The organism is Marseilla massiliensis (genome assembly GCF_016899955.1).
GTDB lineage: Bacteria > Bacteroidota > Bacteroidia > Bacteroidales > Bacteroidaceae > Prevotella > Prevotella intestinigallinarum.
On record NZ_JACJJL010000026.1, the window covers coordinates 1 to 18,526 of the forward strand.

The following is an 18,526-nucleotide window of genomic DNA, read 5'->3' on the forward strand; positions in this document are numbered from 1 at the left end:
CACTATAAAGTTACAACAATTTTCGCTAATCACCAAATTTACAAATAGTTATAATTCATCGAACTCACGTTAAATTATTATAGGTCCTTTTATATGACTATTGTCTATGATTAATGTTTATGATTGTATATGCTAAGGTTTTCCTGTTTGGCTTATTTCTTCTAATTTGATAGTCTTTAGTCTATCCTTCAAACTCCAGTGATCCAATATGAATTTATCTATTCTGTTTTTATCTTCATTAGAAAACCAACTAACTTCCCATTGAGATGTAGCGGGAACATTGTTGAAAAACCAATCCATATAATCTTCATCTACTGCAGAAAATGAAAAGCCATATATATGCACATACTCCACATCTTTGAGTATCTTTTGTAATTCTTGATGTTTGAAAATAAGTTCATATGGATTCTTATGATATTTATTTAATTCAAAAGATACTTGTTCTTTGTCGTCACTCGTTGAACTTCCCAGAAGAAACTTATTGTGTCCATATATAAGACGCTCGTGTTTTGAAGATCGACCATGAATATGAAGGACTCTTTCTTCTGGAATTTTATATAACATTTCTAATACATCCGTATAATTAAAATTAATAAAGAATGAATCTTCTTTCTCAATATGGATATATTTAGGGTCAGTAATCAACCTCTGGCAGTTATCCACCCATTTTTCAAAACAAAATTGCAACACATCAAGCAAACCTTTAAGTCGTTTTGCACAATAAGAATCAAAATGCAAACTGGGTGGTATGTTGTACCTTTCCTCAAATTTCCTTTTCCGTTTTGCCTCTGCTATAATTTCATCAATGGGCTTGGCTGGTGGAGTAAATTTTGATACAAATTTATTGATATCTAGATTCCCAAGTTGCACTTCAAAATCATTCCACCATTCTGCATCTATATCATAAACCGCCTGCATATTTTCATAAATGAAAGGATAGTTATTCTCTAACCATAGTTGAAAATCAACATATCGTGTAGCAAGCCCTGTATGAATATCAAAACCATTTCCGATTATGTATAGATGTTTCATTGCATTTCGTTTTATTACAATCCAAGATTGAACATATTAGAAAAATATCTTAGTCTTTAAAGCTTAAGGTTGTATTATTCTATTCTTACCATCCCGGCCAACTGCACGAAATAATCATTTGACCAAATATCAAGTTCTTTTGAATTGCGCACGAAAGGCAATACATCTTCTTTCACTTGTTTAATATCAGCTGTAGAAAGACGCTCAATGAGTTTCTCCTTGAATAGCTCTGGAGTAGTATTCTCATTGTTAAACTGCTTGCATCGTTCTGTCAAATGAGTAAAATCCAACGGAACATTATGGCGTACATACCATTCAAAGTCGTACCAATCACGACCTTTGACTCTATTCTTCCACGCACGATAGACCAGTGCATGCATCTTGCCTGCAAATAGGTCCGGAAGTGTGAAACAACGGGTCATAAATGAATGTGGCTGAAGCAATAGTTTTTGTTCCGTCTTGAAGTTCAACGGTGGACAAGTATCTACTTCAATCTTTATCTTTATTGACTTCTCCGTCTGGAAAGTCACATCATACACATCGGTATTATCTTTAAGGAAAGCTGATTCGACCTTTCCGAAATTCTTCTTGTCTTTTTTCTTTATTTCAACCTCACGGCCTACCATTGCAAAAGCATCAATGATAGCAGGGAAGTATTTCGTAAAATCAAACTTATCATCTTGCGCGAGCAGTGAGAAATCCATATCCTCACTGAAACGCTGCAAGCCATGAAAGATTCTCAAACAAGTTCCACCATAAAACGCAGCCGATTCAAAGAAGCCTCCGGCATACAGGCCTGCAAGTATCATCTGCTGGTTCACTTCAAATATGGCGTTTCTCTTATGTTGCTCGGTTGTTAGATCATAACGGGAGAGCATATTGTCGAATATTTCATTTTTCATCGTCTTAAGAATTTTAGAAGTGTCGAAATTGAATCAGCCTTTTTGCCAACCTTTATATAATCTTCAAATATGGTTGCGTCCATATTATAGAACTCATCCATATCCATACGAATATCCTGCTCAAGATATGTCTCTACATCCTTCATATAACGAAGAATGACTTTTGAGGAATTGGCAATCAAATCACACAAAGCCTTTTCCGGTGATGCAATAAGAAATGCATAATCACCCTTATTCATACTCCTTACTCCTATCGGAAATGCCTTTCTTGAAATATATTTGTAGTCATAGTTGCCGACTGGAGTTTGAAAGCTTCGGGGATGTTTTACTGTCATTGATTGATGAACATATACAGCCTCGGGGATAAGTCCATAATATCGTAGTGCAGTAGACATTGAAATATACGAAGGTGTATAGAGATGATTGGCTATCAACTCACTCGATAGAGTCTTTCCTGAATATTCGGGGTTGATCACATAAAGTCCTCGCTTAAGTCTGATGATAACCCCTTGCTTTTCGAGCCAGGTTACTTTCTTATTAGCAGACTTAAGTTCCGGATATAACGATTCAATGATTGAAGTCGTTACTGGAATGGTTCCTATTTCATTTAATTGCCTGTCCATACTGCAAATATAGTGATATTTTGAACAATAAAAGAAATAATACTTCTTTTTCTGTTCAAATTATTACTGCTTATACAATCTTAAGAAATAGCGATTTCTGTCACATAAGTCTGTTGTTTGTAACAATTACCGAAACATTGACCACACAGCAACTGAACTACCTCTAGGCTTTTATGGTCGGTGAAATCTCGTTTCAGGACCCGATTTATGCCTATTAAATGAAGACTGAATACTTCTCAAAATAATCATAATGTCCCATCGGTTTCAGAGCTATTTTTGTACCTTTCCTCATCAAAAAACGCCATTTTTCACAAGTTTTTGTACCGCATATTTTGATATTCAAGAAATTACACTTACTTTTACTTTCCAAAATGGAGGTACAAGCCGAGAATGGTGCTAAAAATCACTAACTTACACATTCTCAGATACTTGCCAACCTGCTGGTTGTACCTTTTAGAGCGCTATACTATTGATAATCAACGATATACACATACTGCATCGTGGAAATGACCCCTTATAAACAACTCTAAGCAACTTGGAGTAATTTGAACTAAGTCCCTCTAAATGAGGGACTTTTTGTATTTTAACACTTCAAGTTGCATATTTGTTAGTTACAGTTTTTCCAGTTATTTTTGCACCGTATTTCTACCGCGAGTGTAAAACAGAAAGTCAGATTCACACCTAAATGACATCGTAGGAACAAGCGTGAGACGCTATGAGAAAAGGCAAAAATGACATTGAGGGTACAACGTGAGACACCATGAGACGTGATGAGACAATGTGAGACACTTTAGCAGGCGAAAATTAACAAACGAGTGCAACAATTATGGAGATTCAGAAACGCTGTAAGTACTGTGGAAGATCCTTTATTGCGCATAAGATGACCACCATCTATTGCTCACCTTCGTGCAATAATAAGGACTACAAAAGAGCAATCCGGCAAAAGCAGATTGCCGAGTACATGGAGGAAGAAAAACAGAAGACTCCCAAGGTAGATATTCTTGGGGGCAAGGAATTCCTCACCCCAACCGAAGGTGCATTACTTCTTGGTCTAAGCCGCGCTACATTCTATCGCTATATGCTTAATGGCACCATAAAAGCAGTACAATTGCGAGGAAAGACTATTGTTCGCAGGAAGGACATCGAGAGATTGTTTGACAATCCTCCAACTTATCAGTCCCATTCGGAGAAGAAGCAGGAGAAGCGAGAATACTACACTTTCAGGCAAATCATGGAGAAGTTCAAATGCTCAAAGAAGGCTATTATGACCAGAGTTGAGAAATACAACATCCCCAAAGTTTACCAAGGTCGTAACTGTTTCTTTGACCGTGCTCTGGTTGATGTCCATTTTGCTCAACTTATTGCGGATATTGACTTACGTGACTATTATACTATTCCGCAACTGGAGGAGAAATACAAGATGAGCCATGCAGCTGTATTATCATTTGTGACCAGAAATAAGATACCACGTATTACACAAGGAAGAACTGTCTATTACTCCAGGGCACATATTGATACGCTGAAAGGTGAGCGTGAATCCATCGATCCGAACTATTACACATACGCAGAAGTCATGGAGAAGTACCATTTCTCAAAAGACCAGATCTCTTACTACGTCCATAACTATGAAATAGACAATCATAAACAGGGACGTTTTACTGTCATCAACAGAAAGGAGTTTGACCGCATTATCAAAGAGCGCATGGAAACAAATTCTCTGGAGAAAGAAAAAGAGCGGAGAGCAAAACTGCCGAAACTCAATGCTATTCCAGAAGGTTATATTTCTGTTGCTCAAATAGCAGAAAAATATGGAGTCACGCCCAAACACGTCCAGGCTAAGACTCGTGAAGCAAAAACGCCAAAGTTTGTTATAAAGCATTTGAACTACTATAACGAGGCTGCTATTGAGCAGCTATTCAACAGAGACCCGGAGAAGTTTGAAGTTCCAAAGGACTATATCACGGCACAGGAGATTGCCAAACGCTTCAAGGTCACGGTTCATCACGTTCATGGGCGAACAAGAGAGGCCAACATTCCAAAGATAACGGTGAAGCATGTCAACTTCTATGAACTGAAAGCCGTTGAAGCTCTGTTTGCCAAAAATGAGGCAAGCGAAGAACTGCAAAAGAACGAAAGTGCAGAATGGCTATCTGGCACAGATGTAGAAGAAATGCTTGGTATTACAACTTGTGCAAGAAGGTCATTCGTATCAAGGCATAAGATTCCATCCAAGAAAGAACATGGTATAGCCTATTATCTCAGGTCTGCCATTGAAGACGTAAACAATACCTTAGCTAAATACAGCGACCAATACTATACTGTAGAACAGATATGTGAGAAGTTCAACATGGACAGGGGCAAAGTTTACGGGATGCTAAGATACAGCAATGTAAGAAAAGTCCATGAAGAATAATGGACCATAAAAGATTGAATCCTAATTCTGATTTAAATGTAGATTGAGGAATATCTTCAAATTCCATCTCTTCATTTTCACAGAAAAATATACTTGATAGAGTTTTATAGTCAATATATGAACCTTCTTGTTCAAGTTTATCAATCTCCAAACGTATATTCTGAATCTCATTATTAAAGAAATCAAGGAAGCCGAGTTCCTGATTTCTTTCATTTGAACTTGTATTTCTGAAGAACTCGGGATCAAACCTGAAAGCTAACTGCAATAATTCTTCCATGGTGGCATTAGGGTCTGTTAGCTTATCAAACGCAGCTACCACTTCTCTTCCTGAATCACTATTCAAATAGTTATTCCAATGTAACTTAATAATCTTATTCATGACTAATCCTGTTCCATTATATTGTTCCACAATTCATTTAACCTATCCGCATCCTCACTTGAAAGAAGCTCTCCAGAGTGGCCACGTCGCCAATCTATGCCTGGTACGACTTTTTCAAGCTCTTCGATGCAGATGGGAGATTGTACATCTGCCGGCACACAGTCATAGCTGTCCATATCCATGTAATACCTTTGTTTCCCATTCCCAGCCCAGTCTTCACCTGGATATGGGTCACTGGTGAATACGCCACGGAATACAATGCCAGCCTTGTCATCACCTGTCCTAAGCATATAATAGTGGTCGCCCTTATGGGCTTTCTCCCACTCATAGACGCTCCAGTTCAAGCCACTGAATCCACCTGGGTATTTTGACAGGACATCACGGTAGTCATCCAGCTTGAAGCTACTGATGGTAGGATTCCAACGTAACAGATATGTTTTTGGTGAGCGTAAAGGCTCCACGTCAAATGAATCATAGAAATCCGTCCATACATCATCCGGCATCTTGTCGATAACGAACTGAGCATAGTCCAATCGTTTGATGTACTTGTTGTTTTTAGTAGCAGTAAAGAAATCATCAATCGGAACGATCTTTGTTTCCTTCTCATTATAGAGAATTACTTTCTGGCATACACACGCAAAGCCCTTGTTGTTTCCCAATATGCGGGCAACAAATTCTTCCCCATTCGGGCTACCTACTGTCGCTCGACTGAAGTTCTCATAGTCACCGTAATTCCACTGAATGTCAATGAAGTCTTCAAATGCCTTGTATGTCCATTCTTGTGGACTTGCATCTGGCATCTGTGCCTTGATGTATTCAGGGAAGATATGGAACTCATGTACAAGGCCATTTACTCCGATATGGTCATCCTGCTTCTCAATGATATTGGCCATATTATCAAGACGATAATAATAGGTATCCACTTCGTTTTCTTCTGAAAGGTCAGCGAAAGTCTTATCATCACCATCATAGATGACCAACTCAGGACGTAACTTCTTAGCTTCCCGCATCAATGTGAAAGCCAGTGCCACATCTGTCCGGGATGCAAGATACGGGAGGTTGATAGTGAACAGGCCTGTCTTTAATAAGATGGTCTCAATACCCTGTGTTGAACCACCTTTGATATACATGGTCGTTCGCAGTATTTCTTCCTCATCGGGATCTATCTCAGCACACATGATAGCTGCATCAAGAACCTTAGCGGCATTCTCTATCATCTTGTTGATGTCGAAGCTGTCACTCGCATCAAAGCAATAAACATTGGCATACATCGTCAACTCTGGCGCTTTCAAAGCCCTGCCTATCTCGCACATCATACCGCTGACGGGATAATAGATGAAGCGTTTAAGCATTTTCTCCCCAGCTTCCTCCAATGCGTCGGTGTATGCGTCAAGTTGTCCAGCATACCAACCTGCATAATGTTCTGAGTCACTATCAAGAATATACTTCTGACCCAACGGACAAGTCTTGAAATCTATCAGGATGTCTCCGTCTGAAGTCTGCCAAACAAGGTCGATGCTGCCAGAATAGACGTTGCCATCCTTTAACAGTGTGAACGGACGTTCATGATAGATATTAATGGCAGCACCAAATTGCTCCGTCAGCCAATTTACAAGCATTTCCCATGCTTTTCGAATAGCAGCATAGTCAGTCAAATAGGTCTTCAGACCATAGCTCTCGATAAGATTGGTATAATAGCTCTCACTGTTTATATGCTGTTCAATGCCACAGAAAATCTGGTGGATGCAGTTACCCACATCGGCCATTGTCTTTCCGACAAGCGTTCCCTGTTGCATATGCTCACATATCTGATAGGACGTATCTACCATACCTTTCACATGCAATTTACTTGGTGAGAGACATTTTACACCTTCATCGCATGGTTCTTGATGATATGGAATACGTCTTGTCTTCATATTCTCATTTTCTGCCAGATAGCGATAGCCCGACAGACTATCAAACTGATCTTGTGTCATGGTGTCATCTTCGAAACAGCAACCCACACCAAAGATATCATGCTGCGCATCAGGCCGGACACAATCCAAACCGACATCTTCCAGCCATTGCAGAGTATGAACATCCTTTTTATGAGGTTCCAAAGCAACTATCAGCACATCTCGTGGGCGGGTCATACCAACATACAGCAGGCGGTTGGCTTCAGCCAATGAATCCTTAATGACCTCCTTATACAGGGAACTTTCTTCTATCTGTTGCTGGATGTCTGCAGGTACATTGGTATTTCCTGCTCCATATATGAACGGAATGACACGTATGAAGACTTCTGGGTATGGTGTCGATGCAGAAGGCTGTTCCGAATAACTGAAATGGATGCCGTAGATGTCCTGCTTGACACATTTCTTCGGGTCATTCTTCTTCTCATAGAGCTGAGTGAGGATGACATATTTCCATTCCAGACCTTTGCTGGAATGATAAGTATGCAGTTGTATGCCATTTGCATTACCTTTGCCGACAGGATCCATCACCGCAAGGTAGTCCACAAATCCCTTCACAGTGGCTGGGAGGCTCATTTGCAAGCAATGCTGCTCATAAGCATATCCAGACTGAACGATGGTGTCGAGGCAGGAAACGGACTCATCGACCTGACCTGTTTTCTTTATTTCGTTATACAAGTCAAATTCAATAACCATCGTCTCAATGAGAGCGCCCACTGACTGCTGTTTTAACATCGGTCGGAGTTCCAATAGCCTCCTAACCAAAGGAACATCATTCAAATAAGACGACTCCTTGATTTCTTCATTAGCATCAACGAGTAGTTTCTCCTCAATGATTTTGTTGGTGCCATAACCTTCCTCAGTCAACACGGCTATTTGTGCCTTGGCCAAAGAATCTTTCTCACTTTCTACAAGAGCAAGTAAGGCTAACACCAATGGCGTACATTTTATTTCAGACACTCTGACTTCCTGCCTGTTAGCGGGTATTCCGTATGTTCCAGTTAAAATACCGGCCAAAGCATCCAACGGAGCGTTGGTCCTACCTAAGACCGCGATATCCGACGGCTTCACTCCCTGCTTCAGCAGATAAGCTATGTGATCGGCAATTCCGACACTCTCTGGGTCTTCCATATCCCAAAGTCGTACAGAACGTATCTTTTCGTCGTTGGTGCGATGCGTCTTCAATACAATGGATCCTTCATCCAACACGCCCTTAAAGGTACGTTTGAACGTCTCATTGCAGACCTCTACTATACCTGGGAGCGAACGGTAAGATGTATCAAGAGTCTCGGTATCACAGCCATTCTCCCCCGTCGCAATCCTGTCAACCACCGCCTTTGTCAAGGTAATGTCACTGCCACGGAAACCATAGATGGCTTGCTTATAGTCTCCTACCCAGTAACTGTGCTCCATCAATTCTGAAAGTCGGTCGAATATCTTCACTTGTATGGGCGAGCAGTCCTGGTATTCGTCAACGAAAAGAAAACGATAGCCCATCCGAATCTCCTCTGCCAATTCTTTATTGGCCAGAAGGTCACGAAGATATTTCTCCATGTCATTATAGTCCAGGAGATTCCTCTCTTTCTTGAAGGTGCGGAAGCGTTCTTTCCAACGCTCTGCAAGCTGGAACAACAGTCGAATGTATCGCTCCTGCTCTTTATACACCAATTCAGAATGCCACAAATCAGCAAGTTCTTCGCGCATCTGAGTACCCCGTGCACCACATTTCGTCCATGAGTTAAGCACAGAAGACAATCGCTTGTACCATGAGATAGTTGGTGCATTGACACCACGCTTTAATCTGCGGATTTCAGTTAAAACATCTTGTTTCTTCTTGCTCTCACGTTGGGTTCCAGCAAACGACACATGCTCATCGAGTATAGCCATAAGTGTTTCCGGAGAATAGTCAAGCTTGACGGAAGGATGCACAAAACCGTGGATAAAATCCAAAGATTCCCTCACACTCCTGTCATAACTCTCTATTTCATAGTTGGTGGTAAGTGCGATGACCTTTTCTATGTCACTTTTCCAGAAATCATAGTTTAGCCCATTCTTCCCAGAGAAATATCCAAATTGGATTCCAACACTTTCACAGAATGCATGAAGCTGGTTCAGTTCATCATGTGTAGGAAGTTCTGACAATGACTGTGAAATATAGAACTGCGTATCTTCCTCTGCCATAACACCCATATCTGGCGAAAGTCCGAGAAAGAACCAGTATTTCTTGATGAGCGAGTTCGCAACGCTATGGATAGTGCCAATCATTGCCTGATCAAGCTGAGTGGCAGCCTCGAATAGTCCGTTCTCATAAAGGACCTTCTTGGCCTCCTCCTTCATTTCGTTGGCAGCCTTCACGGTGAACGTGGTCATAATCACCTGTTCTGGTCTGACAAGACCTGACTTGATGAGTTCTGCCAGTTTATGGGTAAGTGTATAGGTCTTGCCACTACCGGCACTGGCGTTGATATATGTTACATTCTTCATCTTATAGCCTCCTTACTGTTTGAAAAGTTTGTAGTTGCTGAAGATATTCTCTTTTTCGGCTCCCGTATCATCCGTGCTCAACGGAAAGAGGTTTTTATCAGCCGTGTCATTGAAATAATCGAGCATCGACACGGGGAAGGCTTCGCCTACCTCCACTCTGCCCTCATCCAGCTGTTTTTTTCCGATAGAAGAATGATTGTCTGAGTTGTTCAACTATATTGGCATTGTTCTCTGCCTGAAGTTGTGTGCAATGGATTCCATCAAAATGTTCCTTGCTATAAAGATGACCCTCCGGCATCAGGAAATACGCTGTACGTTCTACACTATCCTGTTTCTCTGCACTGAGCATGGTGCGGTATAGCTCTAGCTGAATCGAACGATTGGCAGTCAACAAGTCACGGTAATAGGACTTTGAGGATGTCCATTTGAAGTCAAAGACTACAGGATGATGATTTGCATCTTCAAGTGTCATATCAATATATCCCACCATATCCCAGTCCTTGTCATTCTTCAACAGTCCCATATCTTTCTTGACCATTTGTTCACAACCGGTAACGGTAAGACGGTTGTCACGTATTATTTCCAGGAGTATGCCAAGGCATCTGCGTAATTGCTCTTTCAACAGTTCTGCATCTAAACGGTTCTCTGGCAGATACAGTATCGCACCGCAGGATTCTATCTGTTTACGAACCTGCTCTTCAAACTCGTTATTAATACGCTGCTCTATCTCATCTACCCTGCTACATGATTTGCCATCACGAGGTGCGAAAAGACTTTCAATCACAGCATGTGCAACAGTACCCATAGTGGTCTTGACATCTTTGATGCTACTGGGACCAGTACTGACGATGTTGAGCATACGCTCCATCAGGTAATCAAATGGATATTCAACAAGCGTACTGATAGTGGTAGGACTAAGATGCTGTGGCCATTTGAGCAAGTCGGCATGATCGAATGGGATCAGCGACTGGATATTATTGTTCCTTACGAGCTTTACCTTTTCTGTTTCTTCTTGGTATAGGTTCGGTTCTGTAATAAAGTCGTTCAAGTTTTCAACCTGACTCTCCAGTCTTACCATGATGGGATGCTTGGGAGCAGGTTCACCTCCCACATAATCAGTCACAACTAATATCAGCTGTTCTTCCGTCATAAAGAATGGCAAAAGTTGCATCTGATGATGATAGTCCAACTCCTTTCGTTCGTCCCAAAGCATAAGGGAGTCCTTGACCTTGGCTCTCTCTGTAGGATAGAGGAAGGCACAATCGAGTGTTGGCACGTCACCGGCTACAAAATTCATCCAAACTGTTCGTCCGCTGTCCGCAGCCATTTTAGAAGGGCTGTCGATGAGTTCCCTGCAACCTCTCTGTGCAGCATATTGCATGAATGACTCTCCTTTATACAACGTGCTGATCCATGATTCCACCTGTTTAAAATCAACATATTCGCCCATGTCTGATGATTCAAGCAGGAGGACAAAGGTATCGCACATTTGCGCCAGGCTTTCCAGCTGGCTGCACCAACCTTCGTTCCCTGGCTTCTCACTAAGGAAGTGTGACCTACTCCTTGACCAACCAGAAATACTATTTAGGTAGGTCATCAGTCTTGTACAGTCAATCTTGTTGTCTGAAGGAACATCGAATGAAGGGAGATAAGTATTTACTAAGAGTTGGCGTTCTTTCTTCTCATTCTCATCCCGTTTGGCTTTCGCTTCTTCTGAGAGTTTCTCCTCCTCTTCCTTATCATGATAGGTGAATTTACCCGAGATATAGTCTTCAACAACTTTGCGACACTTGTCATTCCTGTAGCCGCCTTCGCCTATAACAGTTTCGGCAAGTATGCCTCCAAAGAATGTACCAAAGGGCAGCATGGGTGAATAGAGCCAGCTGATTAAGCTTTGGATATTCAGCGGTTCTTTCAACATGTCAATACCGAGGACAAAGAGCTGTATCAGCTGTGGGGCAGCTTCGGCCATACTGCTCCCCATTGTAGGCTTACCCATCATACGGAGCCAGTTGTCCATGGTCTTGTTTGCATTGTTAATCCATACATCTGCTTGTAGTTCATCACCTTTCAAGGCAAGGTATTCATTGGCAGTCTTTTCATCTGCAAACTTGTATATCTGGAATGAACGGTCATCCTTATTCAAGGTCAGCTTGACATCAGACGAAGAGTTAAGCAAGTGCGCGATATGGGAAAGATTATTTCCACGGAAGCCTTGGAAATCTTTGGATGAAATCCTTGCTCCGTGGCTTTGCAAGGTTGTCAGCAATTCCTGAATAGCCGGATGGAGCATGGCTAATTCACAAGGCAGTTCAACATCAAAATCCTTGAAGAAACCGTCCTCTACCCTATTTATATATAATAGGACATCATTCAATCTGTCAGACATCCCTGGAGAGTTGAAAAACTCTTCCGTACCAGCAAGGACATTAAGACGATCACTGGCATCGTCGTCCTTATTGGCCTGCCACTTGTCAAGCACAAGGTTATCACGCCATCTAAGTGCTTGCTCAGCTGTACCCAGAGAGGACAACCTGAAGGATGCTGCCAAAGCATTGTCTGGATTCCGTTTCATGTATTCCGACCTTGACATCCGTAAGATAGCCTATCTGAAAGGGCTTTGGGGTGGTGGCGGTCAGACAAAGAAAAACACGGGTACGGACGGCATGGCGGCGCAGACCATTGTCAGTACGGGTGTGGTGCTTTGCGGACAGGATAAGCCCACGCAGGACATGGCACTCTACACCCGTGTCCTGTTCCTTGCCTTTTCCAAGACCTCGTTCAGCCCAAAGGAGAAAAGCCACTATGAAGATTTGGTAGCCTTGTGCAACTTGGGACTGACACACCTGACCATAGAGATACTGAATCACCGGGAGTTGTTCGAGAAGAACTTTTCGGATACCTACTCCATCGTGAAGCATGAGTTGGCCGCCAAGATGGAAGACGAGACGATACATGACCGCATTTTCGGTAACTGGGTGATTCCTTTGGCCACGTTCCGCACGTTGGAAACCGTGCTGGATGTGCCTTTCAGCTATACCGGCCTGTTCGATACCGCCGTCAAAGGAATACGTGTCCAGAACGAGCTTGCCCAAGAAAGTTCCGAAGTTGCCGATTTCTGGAACATGCTGCAAGGCTTCCAGACGATGGGTAAGTGCGTAGAGAAAGCGCATTACCGCATCCGTTACCTGAAGAGCTTCCGTCCGTTGGCTGCCAAGGAAGAAATCGAGTTCATGGAAGCACGTCCCATTCTTTACCTGAATATGGCAGCCGTGGCTTCCCTGTTCAACAGCCGTAACCAAAATGCCACGGCCAACCGCTCCAACTGGTCAACCATCATGTCCTACCTCAAATCGCATCCGTCATTCCTTGGACTGAAGCAGGACAGGTTCACCATACTATTGCCAAATGGTCTGCCGGATTACACGATAGAGGTGTCAGGCGGCCAACAGCTTAAGAAAGTCAAGGTCAACCGTCCGAAAGCGTTGTGTTTCGACTACTTACAGTTGAAGGATATGTTTGGGCTTGACCTTGAAACTGAAATGGTTCAAGACGAGATGGATTTAGCAAATGAGGTCTCATGAAATGAAACAGTTCATTATTCCTCATCTTGCTTTATAATCCATGAACCGTCTTTGCGACCGCCTTCCCTTGATATGATGCCTAATTCTTGAAAAGTTGTAATGTCACATTTGTCTTTAGGGACATTTCAGATATGGTTAGGCCTTTATTCTCACGGATTAAACCTAACGCAATCATCTGACGTTCAGCTATTTCTTTCGTGACATGCTTTTGTCCTCTAATATGTAAGACAAGTTTTACTATTATAAGTTCAGGCTCTTTTACTGCAAAATACCCGGTTGGCCCAATGCTGAATAGTTCAAACTAAGGAAATAAATCAATTTAGTAGATATGAAAATCCAGCTATCTTTACCAAGTACGGAAGAAAACTTGTATATTTGCAAAAAATCAGCAAATAACAAGGTTAAATATATGATTCTCGAATTTTGTGTCAGCAATTTCCTGTCCATAAAGGATGAACTTAAACTATCCTTCGTGGCCACTACCCTAAAGGAATCCCTTTCGGAACCTAATGATGTCATTCCGCTTTCCGACATGGGATTGTCACTCGTGCGCAGTGCGGTGATTTACGGGGCGAACGCTTCAGGAAAAACGAATGTATTGAAGGCCATCGCTTTTTACAAGCGTTTCATCATGGATTCGTTCAAGAACAGCCAGGCTGGCGAAAGCATAGACGTGGAGAACTTCCGCCTGAACATTTCCACCGCCCATGAGCCGACCACGATGGAGGCCACCTTCGCCGTCGGTGAATACATCTACCGTTACGGCTTTGAGGTAGCCCCCAAAGCTATACATGCCGAATGGCTTTACCGCCGTATGAACAGGAAACGTGCCAAAGAGGTAGAGATATTCTACCGCGAAGGGGAAACAACCACCGTTCATGCTAAAAGCCCGTTGATACAGGATTTGGTCAACAAGAAAATGGTTCGCGGCAACGCGCTTCTTCTCTCCACTGCCGCCCAGTTCAACGAAACGACCGCCGTCAATATCCTGCATTGGCTTGGCGACACACAAGTCCTGTTCTGTAGCGAGGACGAGAAAATGTGGTCGCAAGCCATCAAGCATCTGGACGATGAAAAGATGCGTGAGCGTATAGTTCGTTTCGCCAAATATGCGGATTTGGGCATAGACAACATAGCCAAGATTGACAACCGCATCGTAAGCAGCCATCGTCAGTACGATGATGAAGGAAAAGCGACCCATAATGTAGCCTTTTCGTTTAACGGAAACGAATCCGAGGGAACCATCAAATATTTCTCCTTGGCATATCCTATCATAGATGCGCTGGACAATGGCAAACGTCTGGTGGTGGATGAGCTTGACTCCAAACTCCATCCGTTGCTTGTGCGCAAGATTATCACGCTTTTCAACTCGGCGGAGACAAATCCCAAAGGAGCGCAACTGCTGTTTACCACTCATGACACGTTCCTGCTCAGTGCAGGTCTGTTCCGCAGAGACCAGGTATGGTTCACTCAAAAGGATAGTTTCGGCGCGACAGAAGCCTATTCGCTGGCCGAGTATAAAGTGCGTGGCAGTTCACCTTTCGAGCGGGATTACCTGCAAGGTAAGTTCGGTGCCACGCCCATTATAGGTGATATGGAAACAATATTTACGGCGGAGGGATGACCATGGGAAAGACAAAAAAGAAAGACCATCGTTCCGCTTCATTGACACGCCGCCAAAGCACGAGAGAAGTAAAGCAGTCGTTTCTCATCGTATGTGAAGGTGTCCGCACGGAACCGGATTATTTCAAGGCCTTCAGAATGACCGCCGCCACGGTAAAGGCGGTAGGCCAGGCAATGAACACGACCAGTCTTGTGAGCAAGGCCATTAGTATCCGTGACGCCGACCAAAAGAAGAAGCGGACTTATGACCAGTGCTGGGTAGTGTTCGACAAGGACGATTTTCCTGCAAAGGACTTCAATGAAGCCATTACACTGGCCGAAAAAACGGTTTCAAGGTGGCCTATAGCAACCAGGCGTTTGAATATTGGTTCCTGCTGCACTTCAATCTCTACAAAGGGGCGTTGCACAGGAACAGTTATGCCGACATGCTGTCAAGGCTTTCAGGAATACCCTATTCCAAGACGGAAGGATTCGGGGCTATTATGTATAACCGATTGCTCCACTTGCAGTCGCAGGCCATTAAGAATGCCTCTGCCGTTCTTGCCGATGTCTCACATGGTAATCCGGCTATGGAAGAATCTCCCACTACCGTACATCTGTTGGTAGAAGAATTGAACAAGTTTATCTGATTATGCTCGTTAAGGTCATCCTATGGATGGCCTTTATTTTATGGCATATTTCAAAATATAATCTGCACACATTTCAGGATTGACGTTGTTGACAAGATACAAGTTGCATCGTATCAGTTACTTGCATCAAAAACGATGCGTTGACAAACGTTGACAAGCGTTGACGCTTTTGAAAATCCTATGAATTTTGTAGCCAATGGTTGACAAAAACACACGTATCTATATTTATTCTTATTTCTATAAGAAAAAAGATAAAGTATTGAATAATAAGCATTTCTGGTAAGCTGTATAATCAAGTTTGTACATTGGCTTTCTTGTCAACCTTGTCAACGCTGAAATATATATGCCTATCTGTTTTTTAGATTTTTGTCCCGTTGCCATTTCATGTAAAGATGATTACCTTTCTGAACAGACGGACACATATTCCCTGAAAATCCTACAAACTACGTGGTATTCCCATGTTTAACCTGTTTCATTTTGATTTTCGGCATTGTATCTTTAATGCCAAAACAAAGTGGATATGGATATATGCAAACATTCTTCAGAGATAAAGCCGGAACAGTCGTATTCGGTAAGCGATGCGGCGCGTTTCCTCGGCATACACCGGTGTACCATCTATGATTACATTACCCATACGGAAAGGCCGTTGCCGTTCTTCCGGATGCAGGACAACCAGAGAATACAATTCCGTGGTGATGACCTGATTGCCTACAAGACTGCCGGCCTCCCGAAGAAAGGACGCAAACGGAGATAGGATGAAAATTTCATAGCCTGCCACACCAATAGAGATATAGCAGGCCATGTTTGTATTCGTGGTCAATCTGCCAGCCCCCTGACCGCTTCAAGCAGCTTACAGACCATACCCTCCGCCGCTTCCATGTCGGCCAGTACATCCTTCATTCGGTAAGGTGCGCCATTTTTGCCGTGTCCGTTACCGTCCAGCCATAGATAGGCTTCCGAATCTGCGTCAAAACCCTCGTAATACTCTTCCATATCGCTTACCAGACTTTCAAGGCTGCGTCCTTGCATCGTGGCAGAAAAGAAGAAATCCTGTCCGGCAGGAGTGAATTGGGAAAACTCAAAAATGACGATATTCTTGTCTTGCTGCTTTTCTGCATCCACATGCCATCCGTTTGCCTCTGCACATTGGATGACTTCCTTTATAATCTTGTTTCTCGTTCGCATGGTTATTGATGTTTATGTCAGCCGTGGCACTCGGTTGATTGCACCACGGCTGACGGGTTATTTTAATGTTCAAATCTGGCTAAGAACTGTTGCAGACGGAAGTCCTGCAAGTTCTTTAACGGCGTAGGAGTAAAATTCTCCTGTAGCCTTACTTGTAGCTTACCCAAGCCTTGTGCCGTAAGGTCAAGCTCCACTTCCGACAATTCGTTAAGAGAGATATAGCCGTATTCGTCCTCCGCAAGTCCTACCACGATGCCAAAGAGGATAGTGTCGTTCTCTTCTCTCTCACCTTCAAGGATGAACCAGCGTACCGCTCCAAGAGCGAAGGTAGCACGGCAAACCGCTTCTTTTCCCTTGCCGTCCTGGGAATAAAGGGGATAGCCTTCCAAGGTTTCCTCCAACTGTGGTGTCATCAGTCTGCTCATATCAGTCAAATTCTATTTCGTCGTCATACACTTCTATTTCCGCTCCGCTGCTGAACTGCACGATAAAGCCTTTTGCAGTCCTGCCCACAATCGTTCCGCGATGGTAGCCACGCCACGGTGTGACCAGTTCGCATTGCTGCCCGTATTCGGGAAAATCTGTTTCATACATAATTGAAAAGTTTTAGATGGTTGCTTGATAGTAAATTCTCAGTTCAGCGGAAACATTGTAGATGTAGCTGCCACAACGTACCAACAGGCAGTCCTTGCCGTAGTACAGCCGTTTCATGCCCCTGACGCTTCCGCTCTTGTGGAAGTTGGGAAAGCGGTCTATGCCCACACTCCGGCCTTGCTCGATAGTCATTCTTTTGTCCGCATAATTCCTTGTGTTTTAAGAATTGGTGAAATCTGATACTTTTCCCTTTTGTGAAACTCTTTTGAGCTTCTTGGTCGGGAAGATCGTTTTTACGTGCAAACAGCCACTGCGGACACAAGGGAGAATAAGGCAAGCATGAGGCCGGAGAGTGCGGACGGAATACCCCAATTTTGGAGGAATGAGAAAATTTGCGGAAGGCTTCCGTCAAGCCCTCCAGCCGAAAGCCCATGGCGGTGCTTGACATTTCTCCCGTCCGCAGTAGTTTTGCACGGTAAAACGTACCCGGCCAAGATGCCCAAAGGTGGCTAAGAAAAACTCCATAAAGCAAGTCCTATTCATAGGATAGCATCCCTGTCCAATCTGTTTTCCAAATACCGTTGCCATTGTGAGAGCCTGCGAAATGGAATGTAGTGGAGTCTTGCAGGCTCTCTCTATAGCAACGGATTGGGACACCCAAACCGTTGTAAATTCCTATCAGACGAACTTACTTGGTGTCATTGACACGGAATAAGTCGGATGGCTTTATGCATAAGACAGAAGAAGTCCGCAAAATGTTATTGAATGTAGTTTCGGGAAAAGAAACAAGAAGTAGAGAGTGGCAGATAATTGACGAAATTAGCATTTTCTTGATTGATTCAGATGTTTCTTTCCAATATTAGAATGTTCTTGTAGTAATTTTATTATCTTTGTAGCCATATACATACTGATGCAATATGGAAAATAAAGACTTAAATCGGTTGAAGGTGGTGCTTGCCGAAAAAAAACGTACCAATAAATGGCTGGCAGAGCAGTTAGGCAAAGACCCGGCAACCATTTCAAAGTGGTGTACCAACAGTGCACAACCCAACTTGGAAACCCTCATCGAGATTGCCAAATGCCTCGGTGTGACAGTAAATGATTTAATACGCCAGGAATGATTTGT

14 protein-coding genes and 2 pseudogenes are annotated in these 18,526 nt (G+C 43.0%); 6 read left to right on the forward strand and 10 right to left on the reverse strand.

Annotated features, from left to right (window positions below; genetic code table 11):
- Nucleotides 1-132 precede the first annotated feature (132 nt).
- The 3 genes from H6B30_RS12905 to H6B30_RS12915 form a co-directional block, all read right to left on the reverse strand.
- Nucleotides 133-1,032 (reverse strand): AbiH family protein, encoded by a 900-nt coding sequence (locus H6B30_RS12905; protein ID WP_205111262.1) that lies wholly within the window; start codon nucleotides 1,030-1,032, stop codon nucleotides 133-135.
- Between the two features lie 74 nt (nucleotides 1,033-1,106).
- Entirely contained in the window at nucleotides 1,107-1,934 is an 828-nt protein-coding gene (locus tag H6B30_RS12910) for a nucleotidyl transferase AbiEii/AbiGii toxin family protein (protein ID WP_205111264.1), read from the reverse strand.
- Entirely contained in the window at nucleotides 1,931-2,557 is a 627-nt protein-coding gene (locus H6B30_RS12915) for a type IV toxin-antitoxin system AbiEi family antitoxin domain-containing protein (RefSeq protein ID WP_072545611.1), read from the reverse strand. The genes H6B30_RS12910 and H6B30_RS12915 overlap by 4 nt, the downstream gene beginning before the upstream one ends.
- 826 nt (nucleotides 2,558-3,383) lie before the next feature.
- On the opposite strand from H6B30_RS12915, the gene H6B30_RS12920 reads away from it, so the two are divergent.
- Complete coding sequence (locus H6B30_RS12920; RefSeq protein ID WP_205111265.1) at nucleotides 3,384-4,970, forward strand: helix-turn-helix domain-containing protein; 1,587 nt, start codon at nucleotides 3,384-3,386, stop codon at nucleotides 4,968-4,970.
- Here the strand turns inward: H6B30_RS12920 and H6B30_RS12925 are convergent.
- From H6B30_RS12925 to H6B30_RS12935, 3 genes are all read right to left on the reverse strand, one after another.
- The gene (locus tag H6B30_RS12925) at nucleotides 4,900-5,379 is read right to left on the reverse strand and encodes a hypothetical protein (protein WP_205111267.1); all 480 of its coding nucleotides are present in this window, start codon (nucleotides 5,377-5,379) and stop codon (nucleotides 4,900-4,902) included. The genes H6B30_RS12920 and H6B30_RS12925 overlap by 71 nt on opposite strands.
- Nucleotides 5,352-9,785, reverse strand: coding sequence for a UvrD-helicase domain-containing protein (locus H6B30_RS12930; RefSeq protein WP_205111269.1), 4,434 nt, complete (start codon nucleotides 9,783-9,785; stop codon nucleotides 5,352-5,354). The genes H6B30_RS12925 and H6B30_RS12930 overlap by 28 nt, the downstream gene beginning before the upstream one ends.
- 163 nt (nucleotides 9,786-9,948) lie before the next feature.
- Nucleotides 9,949-12,360 (reverse strand): PD-(D/E)XK nuclease family protein, encoded by a 2,412-nt coding sequence (locus tag H6B30_RS12935; protein ID WP_205111271.1) that lies wholly within the window; start codon nucleotides 12,358-12,360, stop codon nucleotides 9,949-9,951.
- A gap of 4 nt (nucleotides 12,361-12,364) precedes the next feature.
- On the opposite strand from H6B30_RS12935, the pseudogene H6B30_RS12940 reads away from it, so the two are divergent.
- The 4 genes and pseudogenes from H6B30_RS12940 to H6B30_RS12955 all read left to right on the forward strand — a co-directional run.
- A pseudogene (locus H6B30_RS12940) lies at nucleotides 12,365-13,369 on the forward strand (DNA primase); the annotation flags it as partial.
- Between the two features lie 409 nt (nucleotides 13,370-13,778).
- Nucleotides 13,779-14,993: an AAA family ATPase gene (locus H6B30_RS12945; RefSeq protein WP_205111319.1), complete on the forward strand. Its 1,215-nt coding sequence runs from the start codon at nucleotides 13,779-13,781 to the stop codon at nucleotides 14,991-14,993.
- A 137-nt stretch (nucleotides 14,994-15,130) separates the two neighbouring features.
- Nucleotides 15,131-15,621: pseudogene (locus H6B30_RS12950) on the forward strand (RloB family protein).
- A 520-nt stretch (nucleotides 15,622-16,141) separates the two neighbouring features.
- Entirely contained in the window at nucleotides 16,142-16,375 is a 234-nt protein-coding gene (locus H6B30_RS12955) for a helix-turn-helix domain-containing protein (RefSeq protein ID WP_205111273.1), read from the forward strand.
- Between the two features lie 62 nt (nucleotides 16,376-16,437).
- Here H6B30_RS12955 and H6B30_RS12960 read toward each other — a convergent pair whose 3' ends face one another.
- From H6B30_RS12960 to H6B30_RS12975, 4 genes are all read right to left on the reverse strand, one after another.
- Complete coding sequence (locus H6B30_RS12960; protein WP_205111275.1) at nucleotides 16,438-16,806, reverse strand: hypothetical protein; 369 nt, start codon at nucleotides 16,804-16,806, stop codon at nucleotides 16,438-16,440.
- Between the two features lie 62 nt (nucleotides 16,807-16,868).
- Nucleotides 16,869-17,231 (reverse strand): DUF2958 domain-containing protein, encoded by a 363-nt coding sequence (locus tag H6B30_RS12965; protein ID WP_205111277.1) that lies wholly within the window; start codon nucleotides 17,229-17,231, stop codon nucleotides 16,869-16,871.
- Nucleotide 17,232: 1 nt separating this feature from the next.
- On the reverse strand, nucleotides 17,233-17,400 hold the full coding sequence (locus tag H6B30_RS12970) for a hypothetical protein (RefSeq protein WP_022384503.1): 168 nt from the start codon (nucleotides 17,398-17,400) through the stop codon (nucleotides 17,233-17,235).
- A gap of 12 nt (nucleotides 17,401-17,412) precedes the next feature.
- Nucleotides 17,413-17,592 carry a hypothetical protein gene (locus H6B30_RS12975; protein WP_205111279.1) on the reverse strand — a complete coding sequence of 60 codons (180 nt, stop codon included), beginning with the start codon at nucleotides 17,590-17,592 and terminating at the stop codon, nucleotides 17,413-17,415.
- A 725-nt stretch (nucleotides 17,593-18,317) separates the two neighbouring features.
- Here H6B30_RS12975 and H6B30_RS12980 point away from each other — a divergent pair.
- A complete protein-coding gene (locus H6B30_RS12980; RefSeq protein WP_022384501.1) occupies nucleotides 18,318-18,521 on the forward strand; it encodes a helix-turn-helix transcriptional regulator in 204 nt (67 codons plus the stop codon).
- Nucleotides 18,522-18,526: the final 5 nt, after the last annotated feature.

Excerpts from the sequence above, each read along its gene's own strand:
- H6B30_RS12970 (WP_022384503.1), bottom strand. The coding sequence starts at position 17,400 with ATGTATGAAACAGATTTTCCCGAATACGGGCAGCAATGCGAACTGGTC.
- H6B30_RS12930 (WP_205111269.1), bottom strand. The coding sequence starts at position 9,785 with ATGAAGAATGTAACATATATCAACGCCAGTGCCGGTAGTGGCAAGACC.
- H6B30_RS12975 (WP_205111279.1), bottom strand. The coding sequence starts at position 17,592 with ATGACTATCGAGCAAGGCCGGAGTGTGGGCATAGACCGCTTTCCCAAC.
- H6B30_RS12915 (WP_072545611.1), bottom strand. The coding sequence starts at position 2,557 with ATGGACAGGCAATTAAATGAAATAGGAACCATTCCAGTAACGACTTCA.
- H6B30_RS12965 (WP_205111277.1), bottom strand. The coding sequence starts at position 17,231 with ATGAGCAGACTGATGACACCACAGTTGGAGGAAACCTTGGAAGGCTAT.
- H6B30_RS12945 (WP_205111319.1), top strand. The coding sequence starts at position 13,779 with ATGATTCTCGAATTTTGTGTCAGCAATTTCCTGTCCATAAAGGATGAA.
- H6B30_RS12960 (WP_205111275.1), bottom strand. The coding sequence starts at position 16,806 with ATGCGAACGAGAAACAAGATTATAAAGGAAGTCATCCAATGTGCAGAG.
- H6B30_RS12910 (WP_205111264.1), bottom strand. The coding sequence starts at position 1,934 with ATGAAAAATGAAATATTCGACAATATGCTCTCCCGTTATGATCTAACA.
- H6B30_RS12980 (WP_022384501.1), top strand. The coding sequence starts at position 18,318 with ATGGAAAATAAAGACTTAAATCGGTTGAAGGTGGTGCTTGCCGAAAAA.
- H6B30_RS12905 (WP_205111262.1), bottom strand. The coding sequence starts at position 1,032 with ATGAAACATCTATACATAATCGGAAATGGTTTTGATATTCATACAGGG.
- H6B30_RS12920 (WP_205111265.1), top strand. The coding sequence starts at position 3,384 with ATGGAGATTCAGAAACGCTGTAAGTACTGTGGAAGATCCTTTATTGCG.
- H6B30_RS12935 (WP_205111271.1), bottom strand. The coding sequence starts at position 12,360 with ATGAAACGGAATCCAGACAATGCTTTGGCAGCATCCTTCAGGTTGTCC.
- H6B30_RS12955 (WP_205111273.1), top strand. The coding sequence starts at position 16,142 with ATGGATATATGCAAACATTCTTCAGAGATAAAGCCGGAACAGTCGTAT.